The organism is Martinezella sp. CNPSo 3890 (assembly GCF_057784455.1).
Genome location: NZ_JBXSOR010000004.1, coordinates 53644 through 79664, shown reverse-complemented (window position 1 = coordinate 79664; position 26021 = coordinate 53644). Strand labels below are relative to the sequence as shown.

The window sequence follows — 26021 nt, the reverse complement described above, 5'->3', positions numbered from 1 at the left end:
CACCCCACCTGAGCCGCGCGTCTCATGCGACCGACGGGGAATCTTCCTCCTCGGCTTCAGCCGAAACATTTGCAATAATGAGCGAAATGCCCGCATCCTCGATCATGCGCACGGTTTCGGCGGTAACACCGTCATCGGTGATGATGGTCGAGACCTGATCGAGCGGGCAAAGGATCAGGCTGGAGCGCTGGCGGAATTTGCTTGAATCCACCATGACGACGAGTTCGTCGGCCTGGCGCATGAGCTTCTGCTCGCTCTGGATGACCAGCGCGTCGGCTTCCATGACGCCCAGCGGGCCCACGCCCTGCGCACCGATGAACATGCGCTGAGCATAGAAATTGCGGATCGTATCGTTGTCGAAGGGCGAGAGGATCAGGCTTTGTTCGCGATAGATCGCGCCGCCCGGCACCGTCACGTTATTCTTCGAATGCTTGACCAGGTGTTCGGCGATCGCGAAGGAATTGGTCATCACCTGCAGCCGGAAGGCCGAGATATAGTGAACCAGCTGGAATGTCGTCGTGCCGCCATTGATGATAATGGCGTCGCCGGGATTGCAGAGTTCAGCGGCCTTGCGCGCAATTGCGCGCTTCCTATCGATGTTGACGGCTTCGGATACACGAAACGGCCGCGCTGCCAGATTGCCGAGCTGCGGAGGATGGATCGATTCCGCTCCGCCGCGCACACGCCTGATCTTTCCCTGTACGTGCAGGGCAGCGATATCACGGCGTATCGTCGCTTCCGAAGCCTCGGTCAGCTCGGAAATATCCTGAATCGTCACGACGGACTTTTCCTGTACGGCGCTCAGAATAATGCGATGGCGTTCGCGTTCGTGCATTGGCTCCTCCTTGTCGGCGGTTATTTCGCAAATATGACAAAGTGTCAATCATAAACGATCATAAACTTTCATATTGCATCGCAACATTATCGAATTTGATCGTTTTCGATTGACAAGGCGACTATACGTGAGCGATACCCTGCTCACAAAGGGCGGTTCCATCATGATCCGATCTGCCCGAAAGACTTGATTTCAAGGGAGGATGACATGGCGGCTGGCGTTCAGCTTCTGGAAAACCGTTGGGATGATGCATATGCTGATGGGCTCGATGAGCCTGGCAAGCTGCTTTATCGGTCGAATCTGCTCGGTGCCGATAAGCGTATCACCAACTATGGCGGCGGCAACACGTCGGCCAAGGTCATGGAACCCGATCCGCTCTCCGGCGAGAAGGTTAGGGTGCTCTGGGTCAAAGGCTCCGGCGGCGATGTCGGCACCATCAAGCTTGACGGTTTCGCCACGCTTTATCAGGACAAGCTGGACAGCCTGAAGAACATCTATCAGGGCGTTGCAGACGAGGACCGCATGGTCGGCTTCCTGCCGCATTGCACTTTCAACCTCAACGCCCGTGCCGCTTCGATCGATACGCCGCTGCATGGCTTCGTGCCGTTCACCCATGTCGACCACATGCATCCGGATGCCATCATCGCCATCGCCGCCTCGAAGAACTCGCGCGAGCTGACGCGCGAAATCTTCGGCGACGAGATCGGCTGGCTGCCCTGGCGCCGTCCCGGCTTCCAGCTCGGCCTCGATCTCGAAGCCTTCGTCAAGGCGCATCCGAATGCCAAGGGCGTCGTGCTCGAAAGCCATGGTCTCTTCACCTGGGCCGATGATGCCAAAGCCTGCTACGAGCTGACGCTCGCGATCATCAACAAGGCGATCGAATGGTTCGCAGCCAAGACGGAAGGCAAGACGATTTTCGGCGGTGCCATCACCCAGAGCCTGCCGCAGGCGGAGCGTCGTGCGATCGCCGCCCGGCTGATGCCTGAAATCCGCGGCCGCATCGGCAAGGCGGAGCGTAAGCTCGGCGATTTCGACGATCAGGATGCCGTGCTCGAATTCGTCAATTCGAAGAACCTTCGCCCACTCGGCGCGCTCGGTACGAGCTGCCCGGATCACTTTCTACGCACCAAGATCCGCCCGTTGATCGTTGATTTCGACCCGGCCAAGCCCGATGTCGATGCCGTCATCGCCGGTCTCGACAAGGCATTGGAAGATTACCGCGCTGACTACGCCCGCTATTACAACGACTGCAAGCACGATAATTCGCCTGCCATGCGCGATCCGAACCCGGTGATCTTCCTCGTGCCCGGTGTCGGCATGCTGTCTTTTGCCCGCGACAAGGCGACCGCCCGTATTGCCGGCGAGTTCTATGTCAACGCCATCAACGTTATGCGTGGCGCCTCCACGGTTTCCGAATATCAGGGCCTGCCTGAGCAGGAAGCCTTCGATATCGAATATTGGCTGCTGGAGGAGGCGAAGCTTCAGCGCATGCCGAAGCCGAAGAGTCTTGCCGGCCGTGTGGCTTTCGTGACCGGCGGCGCCGGCGGCATCGGCCGTGCGACGGCGGCTCGCCTGGTGGGCGAGGGCGCTTGTGTGGTTCTGGCTGACATCGACCAGGCGGCGCTGGAGAGCACACAGGCCGATTTCGCCAAGCGATATGGTGCCGATGCCGTGCGCAGCGTCAAGCTCGACGTGACAAAGGAAGATGCCGTCATCTCCTCCTTTGCAGAGGCTTGCGTCGAATTCGGCGGCGTCGATATCCTGGTCTCAAACGCCGGGATCGCATCGTCAGCGCCCATCGAGAGCACCGAGCTTTCGATGTGGAACCGCAATATCGATATCCTCGCGACCGGCTATTTCCTCGTCTCGCGCGAAGCCTTCCGGCTGTTCCGTCGCCAGAACCTTGGTGGCAATGTCGTCTTCGTCGCCTCCAAGAACGGCCTTGCATCCTCGCCGAATGCTGCCGCTTACTGCACCGCAAAAGCTGCCGAGATTCATTTGGCCCGCTGCCTGGCTCTGGAAGGTGCGGAAGCCGGCATTCGTGTGAACACGGTCAATCCCGATGCCGTGCTGCGTGGCTCGAAGATCTGGAACGGCGAGTGGCGCGAGCAGCGCGCTGCCTCCTCGAAGATCGAGGTGGACGAGCTCGAAGAACATTACCGCAAGCGCTCGATGCTGAAGCTGAATGTCTTCCCGGAGGACATCGCCGAGGCGATCTACTTCCTGGCCTCGGACCTTTCTGCCAAATCGACGGGCAACATCATCAACGTCGACGCCGGCAACGCGCAGAGTTTTACGCGCTAGTTTCAAGGGAAGCGGTGGCCTCGGAGCCACACTCGTGGTTCGAGGCGCTGGCGCGCTCGCTTCGCTCTTGCGGCAGAGCACCTCACCAAGAGGGTGGAGCAGTGCTTGCGCCAACTGACGGTGAGATCAGCCCTCACCCTGAGGTGACCCGTAGGTCCTCGAAGGGCGAGGGCGGGTGATGGCCTGCAGGGTCGTCGCACGATAATGTTTCGAATGACGCACTTGGGAGGAAAGAATGACCGAATACAGGATTGCGCCCGATCTCGTGGCTGCGGAAAACGACAAGCGCGCCGCCGCGCTGAAATCCGATTATGAGGCGCTGGGCGCCACGCTTTCGCGCCGCGGCGTCGACATCGAGGCCGTCACGAAGAAGGTCTCCGAATTCTTCGTCGCCGTTCCCTCCTGGGGCGTCGGCACCGGCGGCACGCGCTTTGCGCGCTTTCCCGGCACCGGCGAGCCGCGCGGCATTTTTGACAAGCTCGACGATTGCGCCGTCATTCAGCAGCTGACGCGGGCGACGCCGCGGGTTTCGCTGCATATTCCCTGGGATAAGGCCAACGCAAAGGAGCTGAAGGCGAAAGGCGATGCACTCGGCCTCGGCTTCGACGCCATGAATTCCAACACCTTCTCCGATGCGCCCGGTCAGGCACATTCCTACAAGTTCGGTTCGCTGAGCCACGTCGATGCGGCAACCCGCGCCCAGGCTGTCGAGCACAACATCGAATGCATCGAAATCGGCAAGGCGATCGGCTCGAAGGCGCTGACGGTATGGATCGGCGACGGCTCCAACTTCCCCGGCCAGACCAATTTCACCAAGGCCTTCGAGCGCTATCTCGCCGCCATGGCCGATATCTACAAGGCGTTGCCAGATGACTGGCGACTGTTTTCCGAGCACAAGATGTACGAGCCGGCCTTCTATTCGACGGTCGTGCAGGACTGGGGCACCAACTATCTGATCGCGCAGACGCTCGGCCCCAAAGCGCATTGCCTCGTCGATCTCGGCCATCACGCGCCGAATACCAATATCGAGATGATCGTCGCGCGCCTCATCCAGTTCGGCAAGCTCGGTGGCTTCCACTTCAACGATTCCAAGTATGGCGACGACGATCTCGATGCCGGTGCCATCGAGCCCTACCGCCTGTTCCTCGTCTTCAACGAGCTGGTCGATGCGGAACGGTGCGGAGTGAACGACTTCAATCCGGCGCATATGATCGACCAGTCGCATAACGTGACCGATCCGATCGAGAGCTTGATTTCCAGCGCCAACGAGATCCGCCGCGCCTACGCGCAGGCGCTGATCGTCGATCGCGATGCACTTAGCGAGTATCAGGACGCGAATGACGCGCTGATGGCATCGGAAACGCTGAAACGCGCCTATCGCGCCGATGTCGAACCGATCCTGGCCGAAGCTCGCCGCCGCGCCGGTGGTGCCATCGATCCGGTCGCCACCTACAGGGAGAGCGGTTATCGCCGCAAGGTTGCCGGAGAGCGTCCAGCTTCCGTTGCCGGCGGCGGCGGGATCATCTGAGATTATCGGGTGCCGGCACAAAATGGCGCCGGCACCCGATGCCTATCGCGCCTGCCCCAATTGCTGGAGTTCGGCCTCTCGCCAGGCGGACCAGCGACGCCGCAATTCGCCTGGCCGCAGGCCATAGTTTTCGTCGAGCATGTCGGCTGCGAGAATGCGCTCCGTGCGGAAATGCCGGAAGCTCTGGCGCAGCTCACACCAGGCCACCAGAATGCGGCTCGTGTCGGAATAGCCGAGGATGATGGGCCAAACCATTCTTGTGCTTTCCGCCCCCGCATCGGACCGATAACGCAGACGAAGTTTTCGTCCCTCGCGGATTGCCGCCCGTAGCATTGGCAGGTCGATGTTTTCCTCTTCAGCTTCCTGAAGAAGCGGTTTGGCGCCGACGCTCGGCTCGAGGATGAAGGGGCGCAAGTGCTCGGGCACGATGGTGGTGATCTTGGCAACCACATCGCGTGCGGCATTGGCAAGGGCCTTGTCGGCGCGGCTTGCAACCCATTGCGCTCCGAGGACGACAGCCTCGATCTCCTCCGGTGTCAGCATCAACGGCGGCATTTCGTAGCCGGGCGAGAGGAGATATCCGAAGCCGGCCTCACCCTCGATCGGCACGCGCTGGCCCATCAGATCGGCGACGTCGCGATAGACCGTGCGTTTGGAGACTTCGAGCTCACCCGCCAGCGCGGCAGCGGTCACCGGCCGGCTCGACCGGCGCAATATCTGTATGATCTGAAACAAACGGTCGGCGCGACGCATTCCTGCTGACTCCTGCTGCCAGTATGGTGGCAACAGCCTTATGCAACAAGAGCCTTCAAGCCGCCAACGATATGTTCGGCGGGCCTTTTGAAGGAGTATGCGATGAAACTGGCATCCACGCGTCTGATCGCCTCAGACATCAGGAAAATGGTCGGCTTTTATGAAATGGTCACGGGTCAGGCAGCGGAGTGGCTGGCCCCGGTCTTTGCCGAGATCGTCACCCCCGCGGCGACGCTTGCGATCGGAAGCGCCGAGACCGTCGCCCTGTTCAAGGAGGGCAGTGCCGAGCCCTGCGCCAATCGCTCTGTCATCATCGAATTCCAGGTTGGTGATGTTGATGCCGAATTTGCAAAGCTAAAGGACAAGGTGGAGGTCGTGCACGAACCGAAGCTGATGCCCTGGGGCAACCGGGCAGGGCAGATCCGCGATCCCGAGGGAACGCTCATCAGCCTTTACACGCCTGTTACGGACTTTGCGAAGCAGCGTTTTGCTGATCGTTGAGCGATAAGGAGCCGGCGAAATCCTGCGGTTGGGCGATGTTGTCTGCCTGTCGGCATCTCTCGTCTTCAGTCACGCCTTGGCGTCTTGCGAGCGTGACCAACCGACTTAAATAGCTGCATATTTGTCATGGTCGTCTGGCAGATTTGAAATCATCTTTCGGCACGGCAACCGACGATGGTCGCAGCCGTGCTTCGTCGATTTGCTTCAGTCGCATGTGCACTTTCGAGTGGCCCGACAGTGGGAATTGGGTATTGTCGCTTGCAACGGCTCGCCTTGATTTGGCGATCGAGGCTGGCAAAAAGACAGAGCCCTGCTGTTGATAGGTGAGGAAAGACGATGACGACTGACATGAACGGTTTTACCGGACGCCTGAAACGCCGCGAGAATGGCGGCATGATCTCCGGCTGGGTCGGCATACCCGATCCGATGCTCGTCAATCATCTGGCGCAGGAAGACTTCGACACCATCGTGCTCGATATGCAGCATGGCATGTGGAACATGGAGTCTGCCGCCAACGGGATTGCCTATGTGCGCCTGGCCGGCAAGCCGGCGATTGCCCGCATTCCCGTCGGCGATTTTGCCTCTGCCTCACGCCTTCTCGATGCCGGCGCCTCCGCGATTATCGCGCCGATGATCAATTCTGCCGATGATGCGCGCGCGTTGGTGCAAGCGACGAAATATCCGCCGCTCGGTGAGCGGAGCTGGGGGCCATCGCTGGCGCTCAATCATTTCGGCCTGCCAGCTGAAGATTATCTGCAGAGCGCCAACAGCCTGACCGCCACCATCGCCATGGTAGAAACCCGCATGGCACTCGATGCGATCGACGAGATTCTCGCAGTCGACGGCATCGATGGTATCTTTGTTGGCCCGTCCGATCTTTCGATCGCGCTTTCGAACGGCGCCCGTCTTGCACCCGATAGCGCCGCGATCGATCAGGCGCTTGCAACCGTGCTGGCACGCTGCCGCGCCCACGGCAAGGTCATTTGCGCCTTCGGCGGCGATGGCGCCCGCGCCGGGGAATATCTGAAGCTTGGCCTCGATCTGGTTATCGCCGGCACGGAAACGGCGCAGCTGCGCGCCGGCGCCCGCACGGCCATTCAGGCTGCGCGAAAAGGCGCTGATTCATAATCGGCTGAGATAAAAGCTGCCCGAGGTATCCCACGGGCAGCGGTGGTTGCGCTAGAGCCGGATGATTTAGGTCTGTTCAACCTAAAATCTGGATCCGCTCTAGTTCACCAGCTTTACATAGCAGGGCCGATAGGTCTCGGTACCGCAGCCGCCACCGACCGCTTGTGCCGGCGTGATTGTGTTTTGGATGGCGATTGCCGCGAGCGCGACGGCGATGATTGTCAAAACAGTTTTGGTGTATTTGTCCATGAGTTTCCCCTAATGATAGAATGACTAACGATATGCATCTTAAAATTGCTTTTCTGAATGCGAGCTGAATACAGATGCTCAAGGTTGTGCCCCGATGTCGGGTGATACTATCGGATAACAGCCCAAACACGACCTTCCCCCCTTGTCGACTTTGATCGCAGCCTGCGCTTGCATCGTCACCCGCCTGCGGGCATTCTCGCCCCGACATGGCGGAGCGGAATGATTTGTCGAAGGTGCAGGGATTGGCGGCGGGGCGCGGCTTGCGTCGCGAAGTAGGTCAGCGCGTGACCTTGCGGACCGTTGCTACGGCTCTCGGTCTTTCGGTCACGACGGTCAGCCGTGCCCTTAAGGAGGGCGCAGAGGTCAATCGCGAGACCATCGAACTGGTCAAGCGCGTTGCGGGCGAGCTGGGCTATCGTCCCAATCTCGGTGGCATCAATCTGCGCACCGGCAAAACCCACGCCATCGGCATCGTGCTGCCTTTCGGGCGTGAGGGCGAGATGAACATTGTCGTTGCCTCGCTGATCGAAGGCGCTTCGCGCTATATGAAGTCGCGAGGGTACCGAACGACAATCGTCCCGCAGCTCCAGGCAGATGATCCGCTCGCGACGGTGCGCGATATCGTCGAGGAGGGATCGGTCGACGGCGTCATCATCACGCATACGACACCACAGGACGATCGCGTCAAATACCTGCTTGAAGTCGGCATGCCTTTTGTCACCTTCGGGCGGACAGAGCTCTTGAGCGTTCATCCGAGCATCGATCTCGATCATGAAGTGATCGGCGCAGAGGCTGCACGCCTTCTGCTCGATGCCGGCCACCATATGCCGCTGCTGATCGCGCCCAACCAGCAATTCACCTACAGCCTGCAATTCGTAAGAGGGTGGCGCAGGACTTTTGCCGAGCATCATCTCGATGTGCCTGATGATGGCATCCATTTCACCACGGCGACACCCGACAATGGTCGCGAGATGGCAAAGCACATAGCAGCGCAGAATCCCGCAGCGACCGCCGCTTTCGTTGCCAGCGAAGAGGCAGCTCTCGGTTTCCTCGCCGGCCTGCGCGATGCCGGGCGGCAGGCCGGCAGGGATTTCGCGCTGATTACCTATGGCGGCACCGCACTGCCGGATTTCTTTAACCCGCCTTTGAGTACCTTTCACTATTCGAACCATGCCATAGGCGAGCGATTGGCGGCCTTCCTGCATCGGGCAATCGCCGGCGAAAATCCGGCCGATCTGCGCGAAGTCGTCCAAGCCGCCTTCGTCGATCATCAAAGCCAGTCACGTCACGCTTGAAAAATATTGCTGCTCGCAGGATGAGCAGGCAGCGAGAAGGTATTCGTAACGTTACGAATTTGCAGATTGCACAATATTGAAACGTTAATCGACCAGAAAATCGCTGATTGACAGTCTTCCTCTTTTCCATAATCGTAACGTTACGAATTGCCGATTTCGAGTGAGGAAGCTCATCGGCAAGGCACATTGTTCAGGCGTGGAGGCCTCGCCGCGCGCGGCTTCACGCATTGCAAGGGGAGGATAACGTGAGCGACGGATCGCTTTTTTTCGGATCGCCTATTTGGACCTTCAATTGGAACCCGCCGTATCAAGCGCCGTTGCGGCGGCTCGCTGCGACAGGCTGCAAGGGATTTGAGCTCACCGCGTGGTCGGTGGACATGTTGAGCTACTACACGCGCGAAACCATCCTCGAGTTGAAGCAGATTGCAGACGGAGAGGGGCTGGTGCTCACCAACTTCTTCTTCAATCTACCCTTCAGCCGCGCAGCAAATGCTGCCGTCTCGACAGTCGACCTCGATGGCTACCAGCGCGGCATGGAAGTCGCCGCCGCGATCGGCACGCCGATCGTCACCAGCATGACACCCTATCCGTTTCAGTCCGAGGTCAGGCCGATCCTGCAGCGGCCGATCTCGCAGGAGTGGGGCGCGGCGGTCGAACCGCAATGGGATTGGACGGGTGAATATGAAGCCGTCGTCGAGGGTTTTATCCGGGCTTGCGAGATTGCCGCCGCCGCGGGTCTCAAGGTCGCGATCGAGCCGCATCCTTATCGCTGGGTCAGCTCCGGTCAGGGCATGCTGCGGCTGATCGAGCGCACCGGTGCCGCCAATCTCGGCCTGAACTTCGACCCGAGCCATCTCTTTCCGGCCGGCGACATGCCGCATTACGTCGTGCTGGCGCTCGGCGATCGGATCTTCAACACGCATTTTTCCGACAATGAAGGGCACACCAACGCCCATTGGCGCCCGGGGCGCGGCAAGATCGATTGGAAGGCGATTTTCGCGGCACTCAAGACCATCGGCTATTCCGGCCCGATCACGCTGGAGCTGGAAGACGCGCCGGGTGCATCGCATTGGACCCATTTCCGCGAAGCGACGACGGAATTCGATGACGAGATGCGCCGTGGCATGAGCTATCTGCGCGCCGCTGCCGCCGAACTCGATATCACCATTTCCTAGAGGCAAGCCAATGAGCAACGAACCCATGAAAGTCGGCATTGTCGGCGCCGGCAATATCAGCGCCACCTATGTTGCGACCCTGCATATGTTTGATTTCATTCGCGTGAAGTCTGTTTACGATCTTTATCAGGAGCCTGCCCGCAAGCTCGCCGAGCAGTTTGGCATCGAGGCCGTTGCGCTCGATACGATGCTTTCCGATCCGGAAATCGGTCTCATCATCAACCTGACGACGCCGGTCTCGCATTATGCCATCAGCAAGAAGGCGCTGCTTGCCGGCAAGCATGTCTATTCGGAGAAGCCGCTTGGCGTCTCCATGGGCGAGGCGGAGGAGTCGATGGCCATCGCGCGGGCAGGAGACCTGCGGCTCGGTTGCGCTCCCGACACCTTCCTTGGCGGCGGTCACCAGTTGACACGGCGCTTGCTCGATGAAGGGCGCATCGGCAAGACGATTTCGGCCACCGCCATGCTGCTGTTGCCGGGTCATGAGCATTGGCATCCCAACCCAGCCTTCTTCTACGGCCGCGGCGGCGGCCCGATGCTCGATGTCGGTCCGTACTATGTGACGAACCTCATCGCCTTGCTCGGACCCGTGCGCGAGGTCTTTGGCACTGCGAAGATCACCCGCATCGAACGCACGGTGAAGACCGATCCGCGTCGCGGCGAGACGATCAAGGTACTGGTGCCGACCCATCTGACGGGCGTTATGGAGTTCCATAGCGGTGCGACCGTCACCATTGCCACCAGCTTCGATGTCATCAAGCACAAGCACAATCAGATCGAGCTTTACGGTTCGGAAGGTACTATGGTGACGCCGGATCCAAACAATTTCAGCGGCAAGGTCGAGATATTTCGCGATGGCGATGAGGCGTGGAGGGAGATCCCCGTCGATCACCCCTATACGGAAGGTGTGCCAGGTCATCTCGGTCTGCGCGGATTGGGCGCGGCGGAGATGGTGGATTCCCTTCGCTCGGGACGTCAGCATCGGGTATCGTCGGAACTAGCTTTCCACGCCCTTGAGGTGATGACGGCATTCGAGCGTTCGGCGCAATCGCGTTCTGTGGTTGCAATCCACAGTAGTTGCGGTCGGCCCGATCCAATTCCGCGCGCAATAAATGAGGGACGTTTCTCATTGAGTGCGCTATAGAGTTGAGAAAATGCGGTCCTTTTGGACTGCGGGCTTGACGAAGGGGCAATGCCTGAGGAAGCATTGCTCACGTGCTGCAGGGAACGGAGGCCCTGCCGCACAGTTTTGGAGGATCAGGAGATTCGGCATCCGGTGTCTGGAGACGGCGGCGGCTGAGGAAAGGCGTTTGAAGAACGCCCTCAAAGGAGGAGGAACGCATGCGCAAATTGATGATGGCATTGGTCGGCGCCACGGCGCTGGTCGCGGCGAGCGTGACCGGCGCTCTGGCCGAAGGCAAGAAGGCCGAAGTTCTGCATTGGTGGACTTCGGGCGGTGAAGCCGCAGCCGTGAAGGAACTGGCCAAGGCCTTCAACGCTGCAGGCGGCGAATGGGTGGATACCGCAATTGCCGGCTCCGGCTCGACTGCTCGTCCGATCGGCATCAACCGCATCATCGGCGGCAATCCGCCGACGGCCATGCAGTTCAACACCGGCACGCAGATGAACGAACTGGCCCAGCAAGGCCTGCTGCGGCCGCTCGACGATCTCGCCAAGGAGCAGGATTGGAAATCGGTTCTGACACCATCTTTCTATCAGGCCATCCAGTTCCAGGATCATATCTATGGCGCTCCCATCAACGACCACGGTCAGAACTGGGTCTTCTATTCCAAGGCCGTCTTCACCAAGGCCGGCGTGACGGAAGAGCCGAAGACCTGGGATGAAATGTTTGCCGCGCTCGACAAGATCAAGGCTGCCGGCCTGATCCCGGTTGCCGTCGGCGGTCAGCCCTGGCAGCTGCAGTCGATGTTCAACGCCATCCTGCTCGGCGAGGGCGGGAAGGATCTCTATGCCAAGGTCTGGAAGGATCTCGACACGGATGCCGTCAAGTCCGACAAGTTCAAGCATGTGGCGGAAGTCTTCGCCAAGCTTCGCAACTATCAGGACCCTGGCAGCCCGAACCGCGACTGGAACGTCGCGACCGGCATGCTGATCGACGGCAAGGCCGGCATCCAGTTCATGGGAGACTGGGCCAAGGGTGAATTCATCCATGCCGGCCTCGTCGCCGACAAGGATTTCGGTTGCATCCTCGGACCTGGCGAATCAAACTTCATGATGGGCGGCGACATCTTTGTCTTCCCCGTTCTCAAGGATAAGACGGCGACCGACGCCCAGACCCTGCTCGCTACCGTCATCATGTCGAAGGAAGGCCAGCTTGCCTTCAACTCCAAGAAGGGTTCGGTGCCCGTGCGCCTCGACGTCGATACGTCGAAGCTCGACGCTTGCGCCCAGAAGGGCCTGAACGCACTCAAGGATCCGAGCCGCCAGATCCTGGCGCCCGACGTGCTGACCCCTCAGGATATTGTCCAGACCGAAGGCGATCTCATTGCTCAATACTGGACGACGCCCAGCATGACGGCGGACCAGTTCGCCACGCAGTTTGCGCAGGTCATTGAACAGGCCAAGTAAGCTTCGATCGACATCCATGCGGCGGCAGGTGAGCCTGCCGCCGGTTTCCATGAATGCTGAGGAGGAGCGCGTCCATGAGCAGCCCCAATACGAGCGCCACTGCTGCAAAAGCGGCTGTCGCACCTGCGAGCGTCAGCCGCAGGAGGATACATTTTTCGCCCTACGTGGCCCTGTTTCCAGCCTTCGCCATCGTGCTTCTGGCCTATGTCGTCACCGTCGTCTGGAACATCTGGATATCGTTCACGGACAGCAAGGTGCTGCCGGTCAACACTTTCGTCGGCACGAAGCAGTATGAGCGGTTGTTTTCGACGGCGCGCTGGCTGCTGTCGCTGCAGAACGTCGTCGTCTTCGGCATTCTCTTCATTGCCGGCTGTCTGATCCTCGGCTTTCTTCTCGCCGTCGCGCTCGATCAGAAGGTCCGTTTCGAAAATACCTTCCGAACGATCTTCCTCTATCCCTTTGCCATGTCCTTCATCGTCACCGGGCTGGTCTGGCAGTGGATCATGAATCCGACGCTCGGCCTGCAAAAGGTTGCCGACAGTGTCGGCTTCACCTGGTTCCGCTTCGACTGGATCGTCCAGAGCGATCTCGCGCTCTACGTCATCGTGCTTGCCGGTGTCTGGCAATCTTCCGGCCTCGTCATGGCGATCATGCTCGCGGGCCTGCGCGGCGTCGACCGGGAATTGTGGAAGGCGACGCGCATCGACGGCATACCGAGCTGGCGCGTTTACCTGCATATCGTCATCCCGATTCTGAGACCGACCATCATCACCGCCAGCGTTCTTCTGGCGATTGCGGTTGTGAGGGTTTACGAACTGGTTCTGGCGACGACCGGCGGCGGTCCGGGTATCGCGACCGAAGTGCCCGGGAAATTCATCATGGATTACCTCTTCGGGCGCGGCAATATCGGCCTTGCAACCGGAGCATCGACCGTGATGTTCATCACGGTGGTCATCCTGGTGACGCCCTGGCTCTATTATGAATATTTCCGTGAAAAGCCGAGGGGGAACTGATGACGACGCCATCTTCCGTCACTGGTGCCATGCAGGGTCCGACCGGCCGCAAGCCGCAGCATCTGACCCCAGGACGCATCGGCCTTTATCTCTTTCTCGTCATCGCGGCCCTGTTCTTCCTGCTGCCGCTCTATGTGATGCTTGTCACCTCGTTCAAATCCATGCCGGAGATCCGTCAGGGCAATATCTTCGCCTTTCCGCAAATGTGGACTGCGGATGCCTGGATACAGGCGTGGAGCACGGCCTGCACCGGACTGGAATGCGGCGGCATCAGCGTCGGCTTCTGGAATTCGGTGAAGATCCTGATCCCGAGCATGATTTTGTCGATCCTGATCTCGTCGCTGACCGGCTATGCGCTATCCTTCTGGCGGGTCAAAGGGGCAAACGTGCTCTTTGCCATCCTGCTGCTCGGCGCCTTCATACCGTACCAGGTGTTCATCTATCCGCTGGTTCTGATCTATCGCGACGTGGGCATCTATTCGACGCTGCCCTGCATCATCATCACCCACACAGTCTTCGGTCTGCCGGTGCTGACGCTGCTTTTCCGCAACTATTATTCGAGCCTGCCGATGGAGCTCTTCAAGGCAGCTCGCATCGACGGCGCGGGGCTGTGGCAGATCTTCTTCCGGCTGATGATCCCGATGTCGATCCCGATCCTGGTGGTCGCGGCGATCCTGCAGGTGACCGGCATCTGGAACGATTTCCTCTTTGGCGTCGTCTTCGCCGGCCGAGAAAACTTCCCCATGACCGTGCAGCTCAACAACATCGTCAACTCCACCCAGGGTGAGAAGCTCTACAACGTCAACATGGCGGCGACCATCCTCACCGCCCTGGTTCCGTTGATCGTCTATTTCGGCTCGGGCCGCTGGTTCGTGCGCGGTATCACCGCCGGCGCAGTCAAGGGATAGTTCATGGCCAATGTTTCCATTCGCGAACTTGCAATCGATTTCGGCAGCGTCAGCGTCCTGAAATCGCTCAATCTTGAGATACAATCCGGCGAGTTCATCGTACTCCTCGGTCCCTCCGGCTGCGGCAAGTCGACCTTGCTCAACGCCATTGCCGGGCTGACCGATATCACCGACGGCCAGATCTGGATCGGCGACAGGAACGTCACCTGGGAGGAACCGAAGGACCGCGGCATCGGCATGGTGTTCCAGTCCTATGCGCTTTACCCGACGATGACCGTCGAAGGAAATCTCTCCTTCGGGCTGCACATTGCCGGCATGGCGAAGGAGGAGATTGCCCAGCGTGTCGACCGCGCCGTGCAGATCCTGCAGATCGACCCCTTGCGCAAACGGCGACCGGGGGAGCTTTCCGGCGGCCAGCGCCAGCGTGTCGCCATCGGCCGTGCGCTGGTGCGTGACGTCGACGTCTTCCTGTTCGACGAGCCGCTCTCCAACCTTGACGCCAAGCTCAGAACCGAGCTGCGTGTCGAACTGAAGCGCCTGCATAGCGGCCTCGGTTCCACCATGATCTACGTGACGCATGACCAGATTGAGGCGCTGACGCTCGCCGATCGCATCGCCGTCATGAGCGGCGGCGTCATCCAGCAATTCGCCACGCCGAAGGAGATCTATCGCCGTCCGGTCAATCGCTTCGTGGCAGGCTTCGTCGGCTCGCCATCGATGAACTTCCTGTCGGGGCAGGTGGCGAGCAATGGCGGCGTGCCGGCGTTCATGTTGCCGGATGGCCGCGCGATCGACCTCAACGGCTACGAGTTTTCCGGCACGCCGGGCGAGGGCCGCAAGGCGACACTTGGCGTTCGACCCGAGCAAATGCAGTTCCAGCCCGCTAGCGGACGGGCTGCCAGCCTGCCGGCGACCTTCACCATCGTCGAGCCCATGGGCTCGGACAATCTGATCTGGGGTCAGGTTGGCAGCGAGACGCTGTCGGTGCGTATCGATGCCGATGAGGATGTCGCACTCGACACCGAGCAGCCGGTTTATTTTCAGCCGGCGCTCGCGTCGCTGTTCGGGGAAGACGGGCAGCGTCTATAAGATGCGGTGCCGCGCGTTGGACGAAGCGTGCGGCACAATCTTCATGCCCTGACTTCGAAGATCATGTTGAACGGCGTTTCAGTCGCCTTGCGGAAATGCGAATAGCCCGCATCCATGGCAACCTTGCGCAGTTTCAGCTCGCCAGCCTGTGCGCCCAGACCCAGCCCGACCTCCTGCGACAGCGAGGCTGGCGTACAGATCATCGTTGAAGCCCCGTAGTAGACGCGGCCAACGGGGTTGAGATTGTCCTTCAGGCAGTCATGGGCGAAGGGCTCGACGATCATCCAGGTGCCGTCATCGGCGAGGGTTTCCTTAATATGTTTGCCGGCACCGACGGGATCGCCCATGTCGTGCAGACAATCGAACATCGCCACAAGGTCGTAGTCGGCAGCCGGGAAGTCCTTGGCGGTCGCCTGTTCGAACGTGATCCGGCCCGCAACGCCCGCCTCCTGCGCCGCAGCTTTCGCTCGTTCGATGGACGGAAGATGGTAGTCGAAGCCGAAGAAAGTCGAGTTCGGATAGGCTTCTGCCATCAGGATGGTCGAGGCGCCGTGGCCGCAGCCGACATCGGCGACGATCGCGCCGGCCTCGAGCTTTTCCTGCATGCCGTCGAGCGCCGGTATCCATTCCGAAACGAGATGGCTGTTGTAGCCTGTCCGGAAGAAGCGTTCCGTGCCGCGAAACAGGCAGGTGCTGTGCTCATGCCAACCAAGGCCGCTGCCGGTCTTGAAGGCGTTGACGACCTTCGGCTCGTCGATCCACATGGATTGAACGACATCGAAAGCGCCGGCGAAAAAGGCAGGGCTGTCTTCCTCCGCAAATACCATTGCCTGTTCCGGCGTCAGGTAGAAGCGCTCGGTCTTATCGTCATAACTGACATAGTCGGCGGCTGCCTGAGCTGACAGCCATTCGCGCACATAGCGTTCTTTCACACCGACTTTGTCGGCCAAATCGGCCGAAGTCCTTGGCGTTCCGTCAGCCATGGCCTTGAACAGGCCCAAATGGTCTCCGAGCGTTACCAACACGCCTGAGACCGCCGCGCCGAGATCGCCGACCAAGCGCCCGACAAGGGTATCGAGTTTCTGCATATCAGGTTCGCGCATGACATCCTCCCATCAGAATTGATGCAGCGTTCCGTCACGATGTATTCGGATAGGGAAAGATACTCCCAGGCTGGAGGGCAGGCAATTACGCCATCCGGCTGAACACGCCAGGCCCTCGCCCTGAAAAGTAGCGCAACCTATTGATGTGATGTGTTATTTTTGGAGGTCCAAAAGAGAGCTCACGCCTCAGTTGGCGCGCGCCAGCTCCTTTTCCAGAACTGAGAGCAGGCGCGGATCGTCGGCGGTTACGTCGGGCGCAAAGCGCGCGGCAACCTTGCCGTCGCGGCCAATCAGGAATTTCTCGAAGTTCCAGACGATGCCGCCATTGTCGCCGGTGTGCAGGCCGCGATCGGCGAGGCGGGCACGCATCGGACCGTCGCCGATGGTCTCGACGCCGGATGCGATCAGGCTGTCGTACAGCGGATGACGCTCGTCGCCAGTCACTGCGATCTTGGAGAACATCGGGAACTGCACGTCGTAGGTCAGCGTGCAGAAGTCCAGAATCTCTTTGTCGGTGCCTGGCTCCTGGCCCTTGAAATCATTGGCCGGGAAGCCGGCGATGACCAGACCTTCGCCGCGCTTTTCTTCATAGAGCTTTTCCAATCCTTCGTACTGTACCGTCAGGCCGCATTTGGACGCGACATTGACGACCATGATGACCTTGCCGCGATAGTCGGCAAGCGTCGTATCGCTGCCGTCGATCCTCTTTACCGGAATATCGAGCACGCTATCGGTCATATCATTCACTCCAGATGAGACGGAAAACAGGATGCCGATATTTGCCCGGAATTCGGTGGCGTCAAGGTCAGAATGCGCCTCAGGCAGCCTCTTCCATTCGAACCAGATGGCCCTGCGAGACTTCGCGGTAGTGTCGCGCGGGTGGCTGATAGCCGACGGGGCGCACCGGGCTCTTCAATTCGTCGACGGCGAGGTTGCGCCGGATGCCGCGCCGGGATGGATCCGGTACCGGGACGGCCGCCATCAGCTTCCTCGTGTAGGGATGCTGTGGATTCTCGAAAACCGACGCGCGCGGGCCGATCTCGACGATCTCGCCGAGATACATGACCGCGACGCGATGGCTGACGCGCTCGACCACGGCCATGTCGTGCGAGATGAAGAGATAGGAGAGATTGAGGCTCTGCTGCAGATCCATTAGCAGATTGCAAACCTGCGCCTTGATCGACACGTCGAGCGCCGAGACGCTTTCGTCGGCGACGATCACCTTCGGGTCGAGGGCGAGCGCGCGGGCGATGCAGATGCGCTGCCGCTGGCCGCCCGAGAATTCGTGCGGATAACGGCTCATCATATCGGCTTTCAGGCCGACCTGCTCCAGAAGATCGGCGGCCCTTTCCCGGGCTTCGGCGCGCGTGCCCAAGCGATGCTCGATGAAGGGTTCGGCAACCGCAGCGCCGATCGTCATACGCGGATTGAGACTCGCGAAAGGGTCCTGGAAGATCATCTGGATGCTGCGGCGCATCCGGCGCAGATCGAGCGTATTGAGCTTCATCACGTCATAGCCGTCGAGGCGAACCTCGCCGGATTTGGGATTGATGAGGCGCATGATGGAGCGCCCCGTCGTCGACTTACCGCAGCCGGATTCGCCGACCAGCGACAGCGTTTCCCCTTGTGCAAGATCGAAGGAGACATTCTCGACCGCATGGATCGCGCCCGTTGGGCGGGCCAGCAGGCCGCCACGAAGATCGAAGCGTGTGACGAGGTTCTTCACCTCGAGCACTGGTGTCTTGCCGTGATCGACGGTATCGGCGAGCGCCTTCGGTTCGCTGCGCTCGCCGGTGCTCGCGTCGACGACCGGGAAGCGCAGCGGCTGCGGCTGATCTTTCATGGAACCGAGGCGCGGCACGGCTGACAGCAGGGCGCGGGTATAAGGATGCTGGCCGCGATGAAAGATATCGTCGGTCTTGCCGGTCTCCACCGCTTCGCCGCGATACATGACGATGGTGCGGTCGGAGATTTCGGCGACGACGCCCATGTCGTGGGTGATGAAGAGGACGGACATGCCTTCCTCTTCCTGCAGCACCTTGATGAGATCGAGGATCTGGCCCTGGATTGTCACGTCGAGCGCGGTCGTCGGCTCATCGGCGATCAGGAGTTTCGGGCGACTGGCAAGCGCCATCGCGATCATCACGCGCTGGCGCATGCCGCCTGAAAACTGATGCGGATATTCGTCGAAGCGCGAGGACGCGTTGGGGATGCGCACTTTTTCCAGAAGGCGGATCGTTTCGGCTTTTGCCTCCGCCTTGGAAATATTGCCATGGCAGGTCAGCGCCTCGGAAATCTGCCGGCCGATGGTGAAGATCGGATTGAGTGAAGTCATCGGCTCCTGGAAGATCATCGCGACGTCCTTGCCGCGCACCTTTCGCATCTCGGCCTCCGGCAATGCCAGGAGATCGCGGCCGTTGAGCTTGACTTCGCCCTCGATGCGGCTGCTGGCCCTGGCGAGCAGCCGCATGATCGAAAGGGACGTCACGCTCTTGCCGGAACCGCTTTCGCCGACGATGGCGACCGTCTCTCCCGGCATTACATCGAAGGAAATGTCCTTCACGACCTTGCGCCACTCGCCATCGACGAGAAACGACGTGGTGAGATTGGAGATGGAAAGAACAGGCTGGGTGTCTGCATTGGTCATCGGCGCTGCAACGATCGGCATGAAGTTCCCTTTTATGATTTTACCATTGGTCAGGCTTCAACTGCGTTTACTCACGATGGAGCTGCTATCGTGGCACGGGAGGCTGAAGGGCGACCTTCGGCAATCCTCTTGGCCTCAAGCGCGGCAATCTTTTCGTCGATCTCGCGGCGGTCGGTCATCCCGCTGGGGTTCTGCCGCGTCGGCATGGTTTCTGCGACATGCAAATAGCGTTCCTGCGCAACTGCGTAGAGCCGCTCGAGTTCGGTCAGCGGATCGGCGCTGTCGTCGACTCGGATGTTCAGCCAAGCGTAATCCTGGTCGCGGTGGATGACGAGTGCTGCTGATTGCTTGCCACGCTTATCCCCGCCTGCATCTTCGCCCGCCCGCATGGCTTGGAGCAGCCGCTCCGCAAGTGGTTTGCCTGCGGTTTTCTTGAAGGTCGCAAGCGTTTCAGCAATCACCTGCGGTCCAGCCAGCATGTTGCCAGCCACCGATACATTGTCGTCGACCAGATGCCCCGCCCAATCGATACACTTGGCGCCGGTAAAGGCGGCATTGTTGCCCTTGTTGTCGATCAGGTGAAACTGCCGCTGCTCGCGGCCTTCGTCGCGGGCGCTCAGCGTTTCCAGAATTTCACGGGGCGCATGACCGGATGCCAGCATCGCAAGTCCGTCGATGCCGTAAAGCGGGCTGGCAAAAGCCTGCGTCGCAACCGCGCCGATGCCGCCGCGAATATGCGGCACGATGCTGCCGACGGCAAAGAAGCGCGTGGCGACGGCGATGGCGAGATGTCCGGTTTCGGGTTCTCGGGCAACGATCGACCAGGTCATCGGCTCTATCTCCCAACGGCATAGGCTTGCATCAAACGAGGTGTTGCCGCTGCGCGCAAGAGGCCATCGGCGTCGCGCCGTGCGGCGGTCAGCCGACCCACGGTCCACTCCGGTGCGACGGTCAGCTGGTGGCCTCTCTTGCGGAGCGTATCGAGCACCTCAGCGCCGAAATTCGCCTCCGCCGTCAGGCCGCCCGGTTCGCGGGTGCGCGGATAGAAGGAGCTCGGGAAATGCGTGCTGTGGAACAGCGGCTTGTCGATCGCTTCCTGCAGGTTCAGCCCATGATGGACATAGCGCAGGAAGAAGGACAGCTGCCACTGCTCCTGCTGATCGCCGCCGGGCGTGCCGAAGGCCAGCGTCGGGCGTCCTTCATGCAGTGCCATTGTCGGGGTCAGCGTCGTACGCGGCCGCTTGCCCGGTGCCAGCGAGGAGGGCAGACCCGGCTGCAGCCAGAACATCTGGGCGCGAGAATTGAGGCAGAAGCCGAGGCCTGGAATGATCGGCGAGGATTGCAGCCAGCCGCCGGATGGCGTGACCGAGACCATGTTGCCTTCGCGGTCGATGACATCGATATGCACGGTGTCGCCGCGCTTCTCGGTAAGATGCGACATGGTGGGCTCATAGACCGCGCCGCTCTTGGCTTCCGGTGCGTCGAGCATCGCCATGGTAAGATCGTACTGGCTTTCAAAGCCGGGCAGCTTGCCGGGGCGCAGGGCAAGCGACGCCTCTGACGAAACCAGCCGGCGGCGCTCGCCGGCATAGGCGTCCGACAGCAGGGTTTCGAGCGGTACGCGCGTGAAATTGGGGTCGCCGTAATAGACCTCGCGATCGGCAAAGGCGAGTTTCATGGCCTCGGTCACGGTGTGGACGAAATCGGCGCCGGCGGGATCCATGCCGGCCAGATCGAAACCCTTGAGCAGCGACAGTGTCTGGAGGAAGACGGGGCCTTGACCCCAGGGGCCGATCTTGGCGACCGTCCAGCCGTGATAATCATAGGTCAGCGGCGCCTCGACCGTCGCCTGCCAGTTGGCCATGTCGTCGGCGGTCAGCACGCCCTTGTGGCGCCCGCCGCTTGCATCCATGACCTCCGTCTTGCTGACATAGCTGTCGATGGCTTCTGCGACGAAGCCGCGGTAATAGGCATCGCGAGCGGCTTCGATCTGCGCTTCGCGATCGCTCTTGCTTTCCGCTTCCGCGACAACACGCTTCCAGGTGTCGGCAAGAACCGGGTTCCTGAAATTGGACCAGGGTTCGGGCGCAGCTCCCCCCGGCAGCCAGGTCTCGTAGGAGGTCGGCCATTCCTTGCGGTAGAAATCGGCAAGACCTGCGATGGTGGCGGAGACGCGCGGCAGGACTGGATGGCCTTTCTCCGCATAATGGATCGCCGGTTCCAGTACGTCGCGGACGGTCAGCCTGCCGTAATCGCGTAGCATCAGCATCCAGCCATCGAAGGCACCGGGGATGACGGTGGCGAGCAGGCCATCGCCGGGGATCAGTTTCAGCCCCTCGCGCCTGTAATGCTCGATCGTCGCGCCGGCCGGTGCCGGGCCTTGGGCACAGATGACCTCGACCTTATCCTTCTTCTTGGAATAGAGGATGGCTGGCATGTCGCCGCCCGGCCCGCAGAGATGCGGCTCGACGATCTGCAGCACGAAGCCTGTCGCAACGGCCGCGTCGAAGGCGTTGCCGCCCTTTTCGAGAATGCTCATGCCGACGGCGGATGCGATCCAGTGCGTCGACGTGACGACGCCGAAGGTGCCGAGGATTTCAGGGCGGGTGGTGAATGCGGTCATTGGGGGCATCCTTTTGAGTTTATTCATGCTTCGCGCGGGTCGAGCGCATCGCGCAGGCCGTCGCCGAGGAGATTGAAGCCGATCACGACGAGAAAAATAGCGGCACCCGGCCACATGGCCATCCAGGGCGCCTGTTCGAGATAGTTCTTGGCGACATTGAGCATCGAGCCCCAGCTAGGGGCAGGCGGCTGCTGGCCGAGCCCGAGGAAGGAGAGGCTCGCCTCGGCGATGATGGCGGTCGCGATGGTGAGTGTTGCCTGCACGAGGATCGGAGCAAAGACGTTGGGCAGGATATAGCGGGAGATGATGCTGAAATGGGTGAGACCGATCGAGCGGGCGCCCTCGACATAATCCTCCGTCTTGACCGCCAGCACCTGGCCGCGCGTCAGCCGCACGAAGACCGGCGTTGCGGACAATCCGATCGCGATCATCGCGTTGGTGAGGCTCGGGCCGAGGAAGGCGGCAAGCGCAATAGCGGTGATAAGGAATGGCATCGCCAGGAAGGCCTCGGTGATGCGCGAGATGATCTGGTCGATCCAGCCGCCATAGTAGCCGGAGATGAGACCGAAGGGCACGCCGATCGCGACCGCGATGGCAACCGAGAAGACGCCGGCCATCAGCGATGCCCGTGCGCCCCAGATCATGCGGGAGAGAATGTCGCGGCCGAGATCGTCGCTGCCGAGCCAGTGTGCGGCGGATGGCGCCTTGCGGATCGCAGACCAGCTGGTTGCGACCGGGTCCGGAATCGGCAGGAGCGGTGCAAGCGCAGCAAGTGCGGTAAAGAAAAGGATGATGGCAAGTCCGACCAAGGCCCCCTTGTTGGCCCTCAGCTTCCGCCAGGCCCGATTGGGAGCGCGCTTGGCGGGAGGGGCTGCAGCGGCCGTCTGAACGATGGTGCTCATAGGGCTGCCCTCATGCGCGGATTGAGGAGGACGTAGAGAATATCGGCAATAAGGTTCATGGCGATGAAGCCGATGGCCGTGCAGAGCACCACGCCCTGGACGACGGCGTAATCCCGGTTGAAGACCGCATCGACGATCAGCTTGCCGAAGCCGGGGATGGTGAATATCTGCTCGGTCAGAACGGCACCGGCCAGGAGCTCTCCGAACAGCAGGGCGCTGACGGTGACAACGGGCAGGATGGCGTTGCGGAAGCTGTGCTGCAGCACGACGGCCATCTCCGGCAGGCCCTTGGCGCGGGCAGTGCGGATATAGTCGGCGCTGAGCACGCTCAGCATCGACGAGCGCGTGTGGCGCATCAAGGTGGCAGCAAGCGCATTGCCGAGCACGAAGGATGGCATCAGCATCGTCTGGATGGAGCGCCATGGATCTTCGAAGAAGGGTTGGTATCCCGAGGCCGGCAGCCAATGCAGCTTCACCGAGACCAGCAGGATCAGCATGATGCCGAGCCAGAAATTCGGCACGGACAGGCCGCACAAGGCGATGATGTTGGCGAGAAAATCGATGAAGCTATTCTTCTTCACCGCCGCCAATATGCCCATGGGAATGCCGATGGCGAAGGCGAAGATCATCGACATGACGGCAAGCTGAATGGTGACCGGCAGCTTTTCGGCAACAAGCGTCAGCACCGGTTGGTTGGTGCGCAGCGAAACGCCGAGATCGCCCTTGGCGACGCCCTGCAGCCAGTAGCCATATTGGTAGATCACAGGGTCGTTCAGGCGATATTTCTCGCGCAACAGCTCCAGCACCTGGGGATCGCGCTCCTCGCCTGCCATGGCAAGTACCGGATCGCCGGGCAGAAGCTTCTGCAGCGAGAAGACGAAGATCGAAATGATCAGCAGCGTCGGTATCGCGACGAGCAGCCTCTTTCCGATATAGCTATACATGGGCAGATCCTTGCCGCGATGTCGAATGTGAAAGCGCCATCCGGAAAGAAGCCCGCATGGCGCTCATAGCTCAGCCGCTTTTCTTCACGCCTACGAGGCGGATCATACCGTCCGGGGAGGGCACAAAGCCGGACACCTTCTTATTGTAGGCCCAGATCCAGGCCTGATGCCCGAGAAAGATGATCGGCAGGTCCTGGCTGAGGATCGCCTCGGCCGCATCGTATTTCTGCTTGCGTACGGCGTTGTCCTGCGACTGGCGCGCCTCAAGCAGCAGCTTGTCGACCTCCGGATTGCTGTATTTGGAATCGTTGAGGCCGGCGCCTGTCGTCACGAACTGCTGGATATTGCCGTCCGGATCGGAGCGGCCGGACCAGTCGGATCGGCTGAGCTGGTAGTTGCCGCTCGACTGCGCGTCGAGGAGGGTCGCGAATTCGGTCGTCTTCAGCGTCACGTCGAAACCGGCTTCGGCAACCATCGACTGGATGATCTGCATCATCTGCATCGAAACCGGATTGTTGGCGACGGCGAGCTCGACCGGGATGCGGTCGAAACCGGCTTCCTTGACCAGCGCCTTAGCCTTGTCGACATCGCGAACGGGCACCGGAATATCCTTGTCGAACCAGGGGCTATTCGGTGCAAAAGGCTGGTTGCCGGCAAGTCCGGTGCCATCGAAGACGATCTGCATGGCGGCTTCGCGGTCGATTGCCAGCGAGAAGGCCTGGCGCAGGCGCTTGTCCTTGCCCATCGGATTGTCGGCGCGAGCGCCATTGCCGACATTGGCGTAGACGCCGAGCCAGCCGGTGCCGACAGCATCGGCATAGACGAGATTGGGATCGCCCTTGACCGTGCCGGCATCGGAGGCAGCCACGCGCTCGATCATGTCGAGGTCGCCGGAGCGCAGGTTTGCAAGGCGCACCGTTGTGTCGGGGATCGGCAGATAGGTCACCTTATCGATGAAGATCTTGTCCTTGTTCCAGTAATCCTGGAATTTTTCGAGCACGATGCGGTCCTGCTGCACGCGCTCGACGAATTTGAAAGGGCCGGAGCAGACGGGATGATCGCCGAATTTGGCACCGGCCGCCTTTGCCGCCGTTGGCGAAACCATCATGCCGGAGCGATCGGAAAGCTGGGCAAGCAGCGTGACGTCGGGCGCCTTCAGGGTGAAGGTAGCTTCGTATTCGCCGGATGCTTCGACCTTGGCGACAGAGGAAAGCTCGCTCTTGCGGCGTGATTCCGGCATGGTCTGATAGCGCTGGATATTGTCGACAACAGCCTGCGCATTGAACGGCGTTCCATCCTGGAATTTCACGCCCTGACGCAGCTCCATGACGAGCTGCTTGCCATCGGCGGACCATTTCCAGGATGTGGCGAGCTGCGGCACGAACTTTAGGTCCGGTGTTACGTCGACGAGCTTGTCGCAGAGCGCGGTATAGACGATGCGGCCGACGAAGGTGCGGGATTGGGCAGGGTCCAGCGCATCGGCATCGTCCTGCAGACCGATCTTGAGTTCGACGGCGAATGCCGGCAGCGCGATCAGAGCGCCGGCGGCAAGCGATGCCATGAATTTGGCGATCTTCATTCTGTTCTCCTGTTTATCGTTTTCGTTCTTTGTAGTCTCGACCGGTTTCCTCTCCGGTCATGGCGGGCAGGTAGGCTTTTGGGTCAGCCCACCTCCTCGGTCAGTGGCTCCTCAGCTTGCCGCGCATCCAGCGAGGTGATGCGGATCAGGCTTTCCTGCAGCATTAGAAGGTGTTCGCGCATAGCTTCTGCCGCCTTCATCGGATTGCGCGCGGCAATCGCGTCGATAATCGTCCTATGCTGGGCGTAGGAGACCGGGCGGGTCTTGTTGATGCTGCGGGCCAATTCGCGAATGGTTTGCCAAGCTTCGTCCTGGCGGACATGGTTGATGACGTCGAAGATGGTCAAAAAGAACCGGTTGCCGGCGCTTTGCGCGATCAGCCGATGCAATGCGCCATCCCAGAGTTCGCGGCTGTCGGCATCGTCGCTGGCGGTGATCTTCTTTGCCAGTTCGTACATGCGGTCGATGTCGTCGGGCTTGGCGCGCATGGCGGCAAGCTGGGCGAGTTGCGGCTCGATACGCAGGCGAACTTCCATGACTTCCATGAGATCCGTGCCCGCCACAAGCGTGCTGACATGCTGGCTCCAATCGTCCGGTCGCTGTCCGACATAGGTTCCCGAGCCTTGGCGCCGCCAGACGCGGCCTTCGGCTTCCAGCACCTCGAGCGCTCGCCTGATCGCTCGCCGGCTGACGCCGAGGTTCTCCGATAGAGCCCGCTCCGTCGGCAGCTTTCCATCCGTCGGGAGATCGGCCGAATTCAAGAGCCCGCGGAGCCTTTCCAGGGCATGAACCGAATTTTCCGGAAGGCTGTTGATTGCCATATTGAAAGGTGAACCAATTTGGAATTGGTCCAATA

23 protein-coding genes are annotated in these 26021 nt (G+C 60.6%); 11 read left to right on the top strand and 12 right to left on the bottom strand.

The annotated features are described in order from the left end of the window. Positions 1 to 22: 22 nt before the first annotated feature. Complete coding sequence (locus AC13RC_RS13135; RefSeq protein WP_152093276.1) at positions 23 to 835, bottom strand: DeoR/GlpR family DNA-binding transcription regulator; 813 nt, start codon at positions 833 to 835, stop codon at positions 23 to 25. A gap of 207 nt (positions 836 to 1042) precedes the next feature. On the opposite strand from AC13RC_RS13135, the gene AC13RC_RS13130 reads away from it, so the two are divergent. Together AC13RC_RS13130 and rhaI are read left to right on the top strand one after the other, a co-directional pair. Further along, complete coding sequence (locus tag AC13RC_RS13130) at positions 1043 to 3139, top strand: bifunctional rhamnulose-1-phosphate aldolase/short-chain dehydrogenase (RefSeq protein ID WP_488557374.1); 2097 nt, start codon at positions 1043 to 1045, stop codon at positions 3137 to 3139. 235 nt (positions 3140 to 3374) lie between these two features. Further along, positions 3375 to 4667 carry an L-rhamnose catabolism isomerase gene (rhaI, locus tag AC13RC_RS13125; protein ID WP_488557373.1) on the top strand — a complete coding sequence of 431 codons (1293 nt, stop codon included), beginning with the start codon at positions 3375 to 3377 and terminating at the stop codon, positions 4665 to 4667. A 42-nt stretch (positions 4668 to 4709) separates the two neighbouring features. On the opposite strand, the gene AC13RC_RS13120 is transcribed toward rhaI, so the two are convergent. Then, positions 4710 to 5420, bottom strand: a complete 711-nt coding sequence (locus AC13RC_RS13120; RefSeq protein ID WP_488557372.1) for a helix-turn-helix transcriptional regulator — start codon at positions 5418 to 5420, stop codon at positions 4710 to 4712. 102 nt (positions 5421 to 5522) lie between these two features. Between AC13RC_RS13120 and AC13RC_RS13115 the strand changes: the two genes are divergently transcribed. Next, positions 5523 to 5921 (top strand): VOC family protein, encoded by a 399-nt coding sequence (locus AC13RC_RS13115; protein ID WP_145318498.1) that lies wholly within the window; start codon positions 5523 to 5525, stop codon positions 5919 to 5921. 336 nt (positions 5922 to 6257) lie between these two features. Continuing rightward, positions 6258 to 7049: an HpcH/HpaI aldolase family protein gene (locus tag AC13RC_RS13110; protein WP_113329762.1), complete on the top strand. Its 792-nt coding sequence runs from the start codon at positions 6258 to 6260 to the stop codon at positions 7047 to 7049. 99 nt (positions 7050 to 7148) lie between these two features. Here AC13RC_RS13110 and AC13RC_RS13105 read toward each other — a convergent pair whose 3' ends face one another. Next, positions 7149 to 7298, bottom strand: coding sequence for a hypothetical protein (locus tag AC13RC_RS13105; RefSeq protein WP_015342612.1), 150 nt, complete (start codon positions 7296 to 7298; stop codon positions 7149 to 7151). A 233-nt stretch (positions 7299 to 7531) separates the two neighbouring features. Here AC13RC_RS13105 and AC13RC_RS13100 point away from each other — a divergent pair, with 233 nt between their 5' ends. The 7 genes from AC13RC_RS13100 (at position 7532) to AC13RC_RS13070 (ending at position 15367) form a co-directional block, all read left to right on the top strand. Next, a complete protein-coding gene (locus AC13RC_RS13100; protein ID WP_233789874.1) occupies positions 7532 to 8593 on the top strand; it encodes a LacI family transcriptional regulator in 1062 nt (353 codons plus the stop codon). A 245-nt stretch (positions 8594 to 8838) separates the two neighbouring features. Then, positions 8839 to 9768: a sugar phosphate isomerase/epimerase family protein gene (locus tag AC13RC_RS13095; RefSeq protein WP_488557371.1), complete on the top strand. Its 930-nt coding sequence runs from the start codon at positions 8839 to 8841 to the stop codon at positions 9766 to 9768. 10 nt (positions 9769 to 9778) lie between these two features. Beyond that, entirely contained in the window at positions 9779 to 10912 is a 1134-nt protein-coding gene (locus AC13RC_RS13090) for a Gfo/Idh/MocA family protein (protein ID WP_488557370.1), read from the top strand. 197 nt (positions 10913 to 11109) lie between these two features. Further along, the gene (locus tag AC13RC_RS13085; RefSeq protein WP_083258275.1) at positions 11110 to 12357 is read left to right on the top strand and encodes an ABC transporter substrate-binding protein; all 1248 of its coding nucleotides are present in this window, start codon (positions 11110 to 11112) and stop codon (positions 12355 to 12357) included. A gap of 74 nt (positions 12358 to 12431) precedes the next feature. Next, positions 12432 to 13370, top strand: coding sequence for a carbohydrate ABC transporter permease (locus AC13RC_RS13080; protein WP_113329766.1), 939 nt, complete (start codon positions 12432 to 12434; stop codon positions 13368 to 13370). Beyond that, on the top strand, positions 13370 to 14278 hold the full coding sequence (locus tag AC13RC_RS13075; RefSeq protein ID WP_069614645.1) for a carbohydrate ABC transporter permease: 909 nt from the start codon (positions 13370 to 13372) through the stop codon (positions 14276 to 14278). The genes AC13RC_RS13080 and AC13RC_RS13075 overlap by 1 nt, the downstream gene beginning before the upstream one ends. Before the next feature lie 3 nt (positions 14279 to 14281). Beyond that, on the top strand, positions 14282 to 15367 hold the full coding sequence (locus AC13RC_RS13070; RefSeq protein ID WP_488557369.1) for an ABC transporter ATP-binding protein: 1086 nt from the start codon (positions 14282 to 14284) through the stop codon (positions 15365 to 15367). A gap of 41 nt (positions 15368 to 15408) precedes the next feature. Here the strand turns inward: AC13RC_RS13070 and AC13RC_RS13065 are convergent, their stop codons facing one another. The 9 genes from AC13RC_RS13065 to AC13RC_RS13025 all read right to left on the bottom strand — a co-directional run bounded on the left by AC13RC_RS13065 (position 15409) and on the right by AC13RC_RS13025 (position 25986). Further along, positions 15409 to 16470: a class I SAM-dependent methyltransferase gene (locus AC13RC_RS13065; RefSeq protein WP_113329768.1), complete on the bottom strand. Its 1062-nt coding sequence runs from the start codon at positions 16468 to 16470 to the stop codon at positions 15409 to 15411. 186 nt (positions 16471 to 16656) lie between these two features. Continuing rightward, complete coding sequence (locus tag AC13RC_RS13060; RefSeq protein WP_145634013.1) at positions 16657 to 17208, bottom strand: glutathione peroxidase; 552 nt, start codon at positions 17206 to 17208, stop codon at positions 16657 to 16659. 79 nt (positions 17209 to 17287) lie between these two features. Beyond that, a complete protein-coding gene (locus AC13RC_RS13055; protein WP_488557368.1) occupies positions 17288 to 19138 on the bottom strand; it encodes an ABC transporter ATP-binding protein in 1851 nt (616 codons plus the stop codon). 50 nt (positions 19139 to 19188) lie between these two features. After that, positions 19189 to 19947, bottom strand: a complete 759-nt coding sequence (locus AC13RC_RS13050; protein ID WP_488557367.1) for a DUF1028 domain-containing protein — start codon at positions 19945 to 19947, stop codon at positions 19189 to 19191. 5 nt (positions 19948 to 19952) lie between these two features. After that, entirely contained in the window at positions 19953 to 21740 is a 1788-nt protein-coding gene (locus tag AC13RC_RS13045; RefSeq protein ID WP_488557366.1) for a gamma-glutamyltransferase family protein, read from the bottom strand. 23 nt (positions 21741 to 21763) lie between these two features. Continuing rightward, a complete protein-coding gene (locus AC13RC_RS13040) occupies positions 21764 to 22642 on the bottom strand; it encodes an ABC transporter permease (RefSeq protein WP_113355826.1) in 879 nt (292 codons plus the stop codon). Continuing rightward, positions 22639 to 23586 carry an ABC transporter permease gene (locus AC13RC_RS13035; protein ID WP_488557365.1) on the bottom strand — a complete coding sequence of 316 codons (948 nt, stop codon included), beginning with the start codon at positions 23584 to 23586 and terminating at the stop codon, positions 22639 to 22641. Before AC13RC_RS13035 ends, AC13RC_RS13040 begins: the two co-directional genes overlap by 4 nt. Before the next feature lie 70 nt (positions 23587 to 23656). Next, a complete protein-coding gene (locus AC13RC_RS13030; protein WP_488557364.1) occupies positions 23657 to 25165 on the bottom strand; it encodes an ABC transporter substrate-binding protein in 1509 nt (502 codons plus the stop codon). Positions 25166 to 25248: 83 nt separating this feature from the next. Continuing rightward, entirely contained in the window at positions 25249 to 25986 is a 738-nt protein-coding gene (locus AC13RC_RS13025; protein WP_488557363.1) for a FadR/GntR family transcriptional regulator, read from the bottom strand. Positions 25987 to 26021: the final 35 nt, after the last annotated feature.

Bases quoted from the DNA above. Each gene is read 5' to 3' on its own strand.
- AC13RC_RS13135 (WP_152093276.1), bottom strand. From the start codon at position 835: ATGCACGAACGCGAACGCCATCGCATTATTCTGAGCGCCGTACAGGAA.
- AC13RC_RS13130 (WP_488557374.1), top strand. From the start codon at position 1,043: ATGGCGGCTGGCGTTCAGCTTCTGGAAAACCGTTGGGATGATGCATAT.
- rhaI (WP_488557373.1), top strand. From the start codon at position 3,375: ATGACCGAATACAGGATTGCGCCCGATCTCGTGGCTGCGGAAAACGAC.
- AC13RC_RS13120 (WP_488557372.1), bottom strand. From the start codon at position 5,420: ATGCGTCGCGCCGACCGTTTGTTTCAGATCATACAGATATTGCGCCGG.
- AC13RC_RS13115 (WP_145318498.1), top strand. From the start codon at position 5,523: ATGAAACTGGCATCCACGCGTCTGATCGCCTCAGACATCAGGAAAATG.
- AC13RC_RS13110 (WP_113329762.1), top strand. From the start codon at position 6,258: ATGACGACTGACATGAACGGTTTTACCGGACGCCTGAAACGCCGCGAG.
- AC13RC_RS13105 (WP_015342612.1), bottom strand. From the start codon at position 7,298: ATGGACAAATACACCAAAACTGTTTTGACAATCATCGCCGTCGCGCTC.
- AC13RC_RS13090 (WP_488557370.1), top strand. From the start codon at position 9,779: ATGAGCAACGAACCCATGAAAGTCGGCATTGTCGGCGCCGGCAATATC.
- AC13RC_RS13085 (WP_083258275.1), top strand. From the start codon at position 11,110: ATGCGCAAATTGATGATGGCATTGGTCGGCGCCACGGCGCTGGTCGCG.
- AC13RC_RS13080 (WP_113329766.1), top strand. From the start codon at position 12,432: ATGAGCAGCCCCAATACGAGCGCCACTGCTGCAAAAGCGGCTGTCGCA.
- AC13RC_RS13075 (WP_069614645.1), top strand. From the start codon at position 13,370: ATGACGACGCCATCTTCCGTCACTGGTGCCATGCAGGGTCCGACCGGC.
- AC13RC_RS13070 (WP_488557369.1), top strand. From the start codon at position 14,282: ATGGCCAATGTTTCCATTCGCGAACTTGCAATCGATTTCGGCAGCGTC.
- AC13RC_RS13065 (WP_113329768.1), bottom strand. From the start codon at position 16,470: ATGCGCGAACCTGATATGCAGAAACTCGATACCCTTGTCGGGCGCTTG.
- AC13RC_RS13060 (WP_145634013.1), bottom strand. From the start codon at position 17,208: ATGACCGATAGCGTGCTCGATATTCCGGTAAAGAGGATCGACGGCAGC.
- AC13RC_RS13055 (WP_488557368.1), bottom strand. From the start codon at position 19,138: ATGCCGATCGTTGCAGCGCCGATGACCAATGCAGACACCCAGCCTGTT.
- AC13RC_RS13050 (WP_488557367.1), bottom strand. From the start codon at position 19,947: ATGACCTGGTCGATCGTTGCCCGAGAACCCGAAACCGGACATCTCGCC.
- AC13RC_RS13045 (WP_488557366.1), bottom strand. From the start codon at position 21,740: ATGACCGCATTCACCACCCGCCCTGAAATCCTCGGCACCTTCGGCGTC.
- AC13RC_RS13040 (WP_113355826.1), bottom strand. From the start codon at position 22,642: ATGAGCACCATCGTTCAGACGGCCGCTGCAGCCCCTCCCGCCAAGCGC.
- AC13RC_RS13035 (WP_488557365.1), bottom strand. From the start codon at position 23,586: ATGTATAGCTATATCGGAAAGAGGCTGCTCGTCGCGATACCGACGCTG.
- AC13RC_RS13030 (WP_488557364.1), bottom strand. From the start codon at position 25,165: ATGAAGATCGCCAAATTCATGGCATCGCTTGCCGCCGGCGCTCTGATC.
- AC13RC_RS13025 (WP_488557363.1), bottom strand. From the start codon at position 25,986: ATGGCAATCAACAGCCTTCCGGAAAATTCGGTTCATGCCCTGGAAAGG.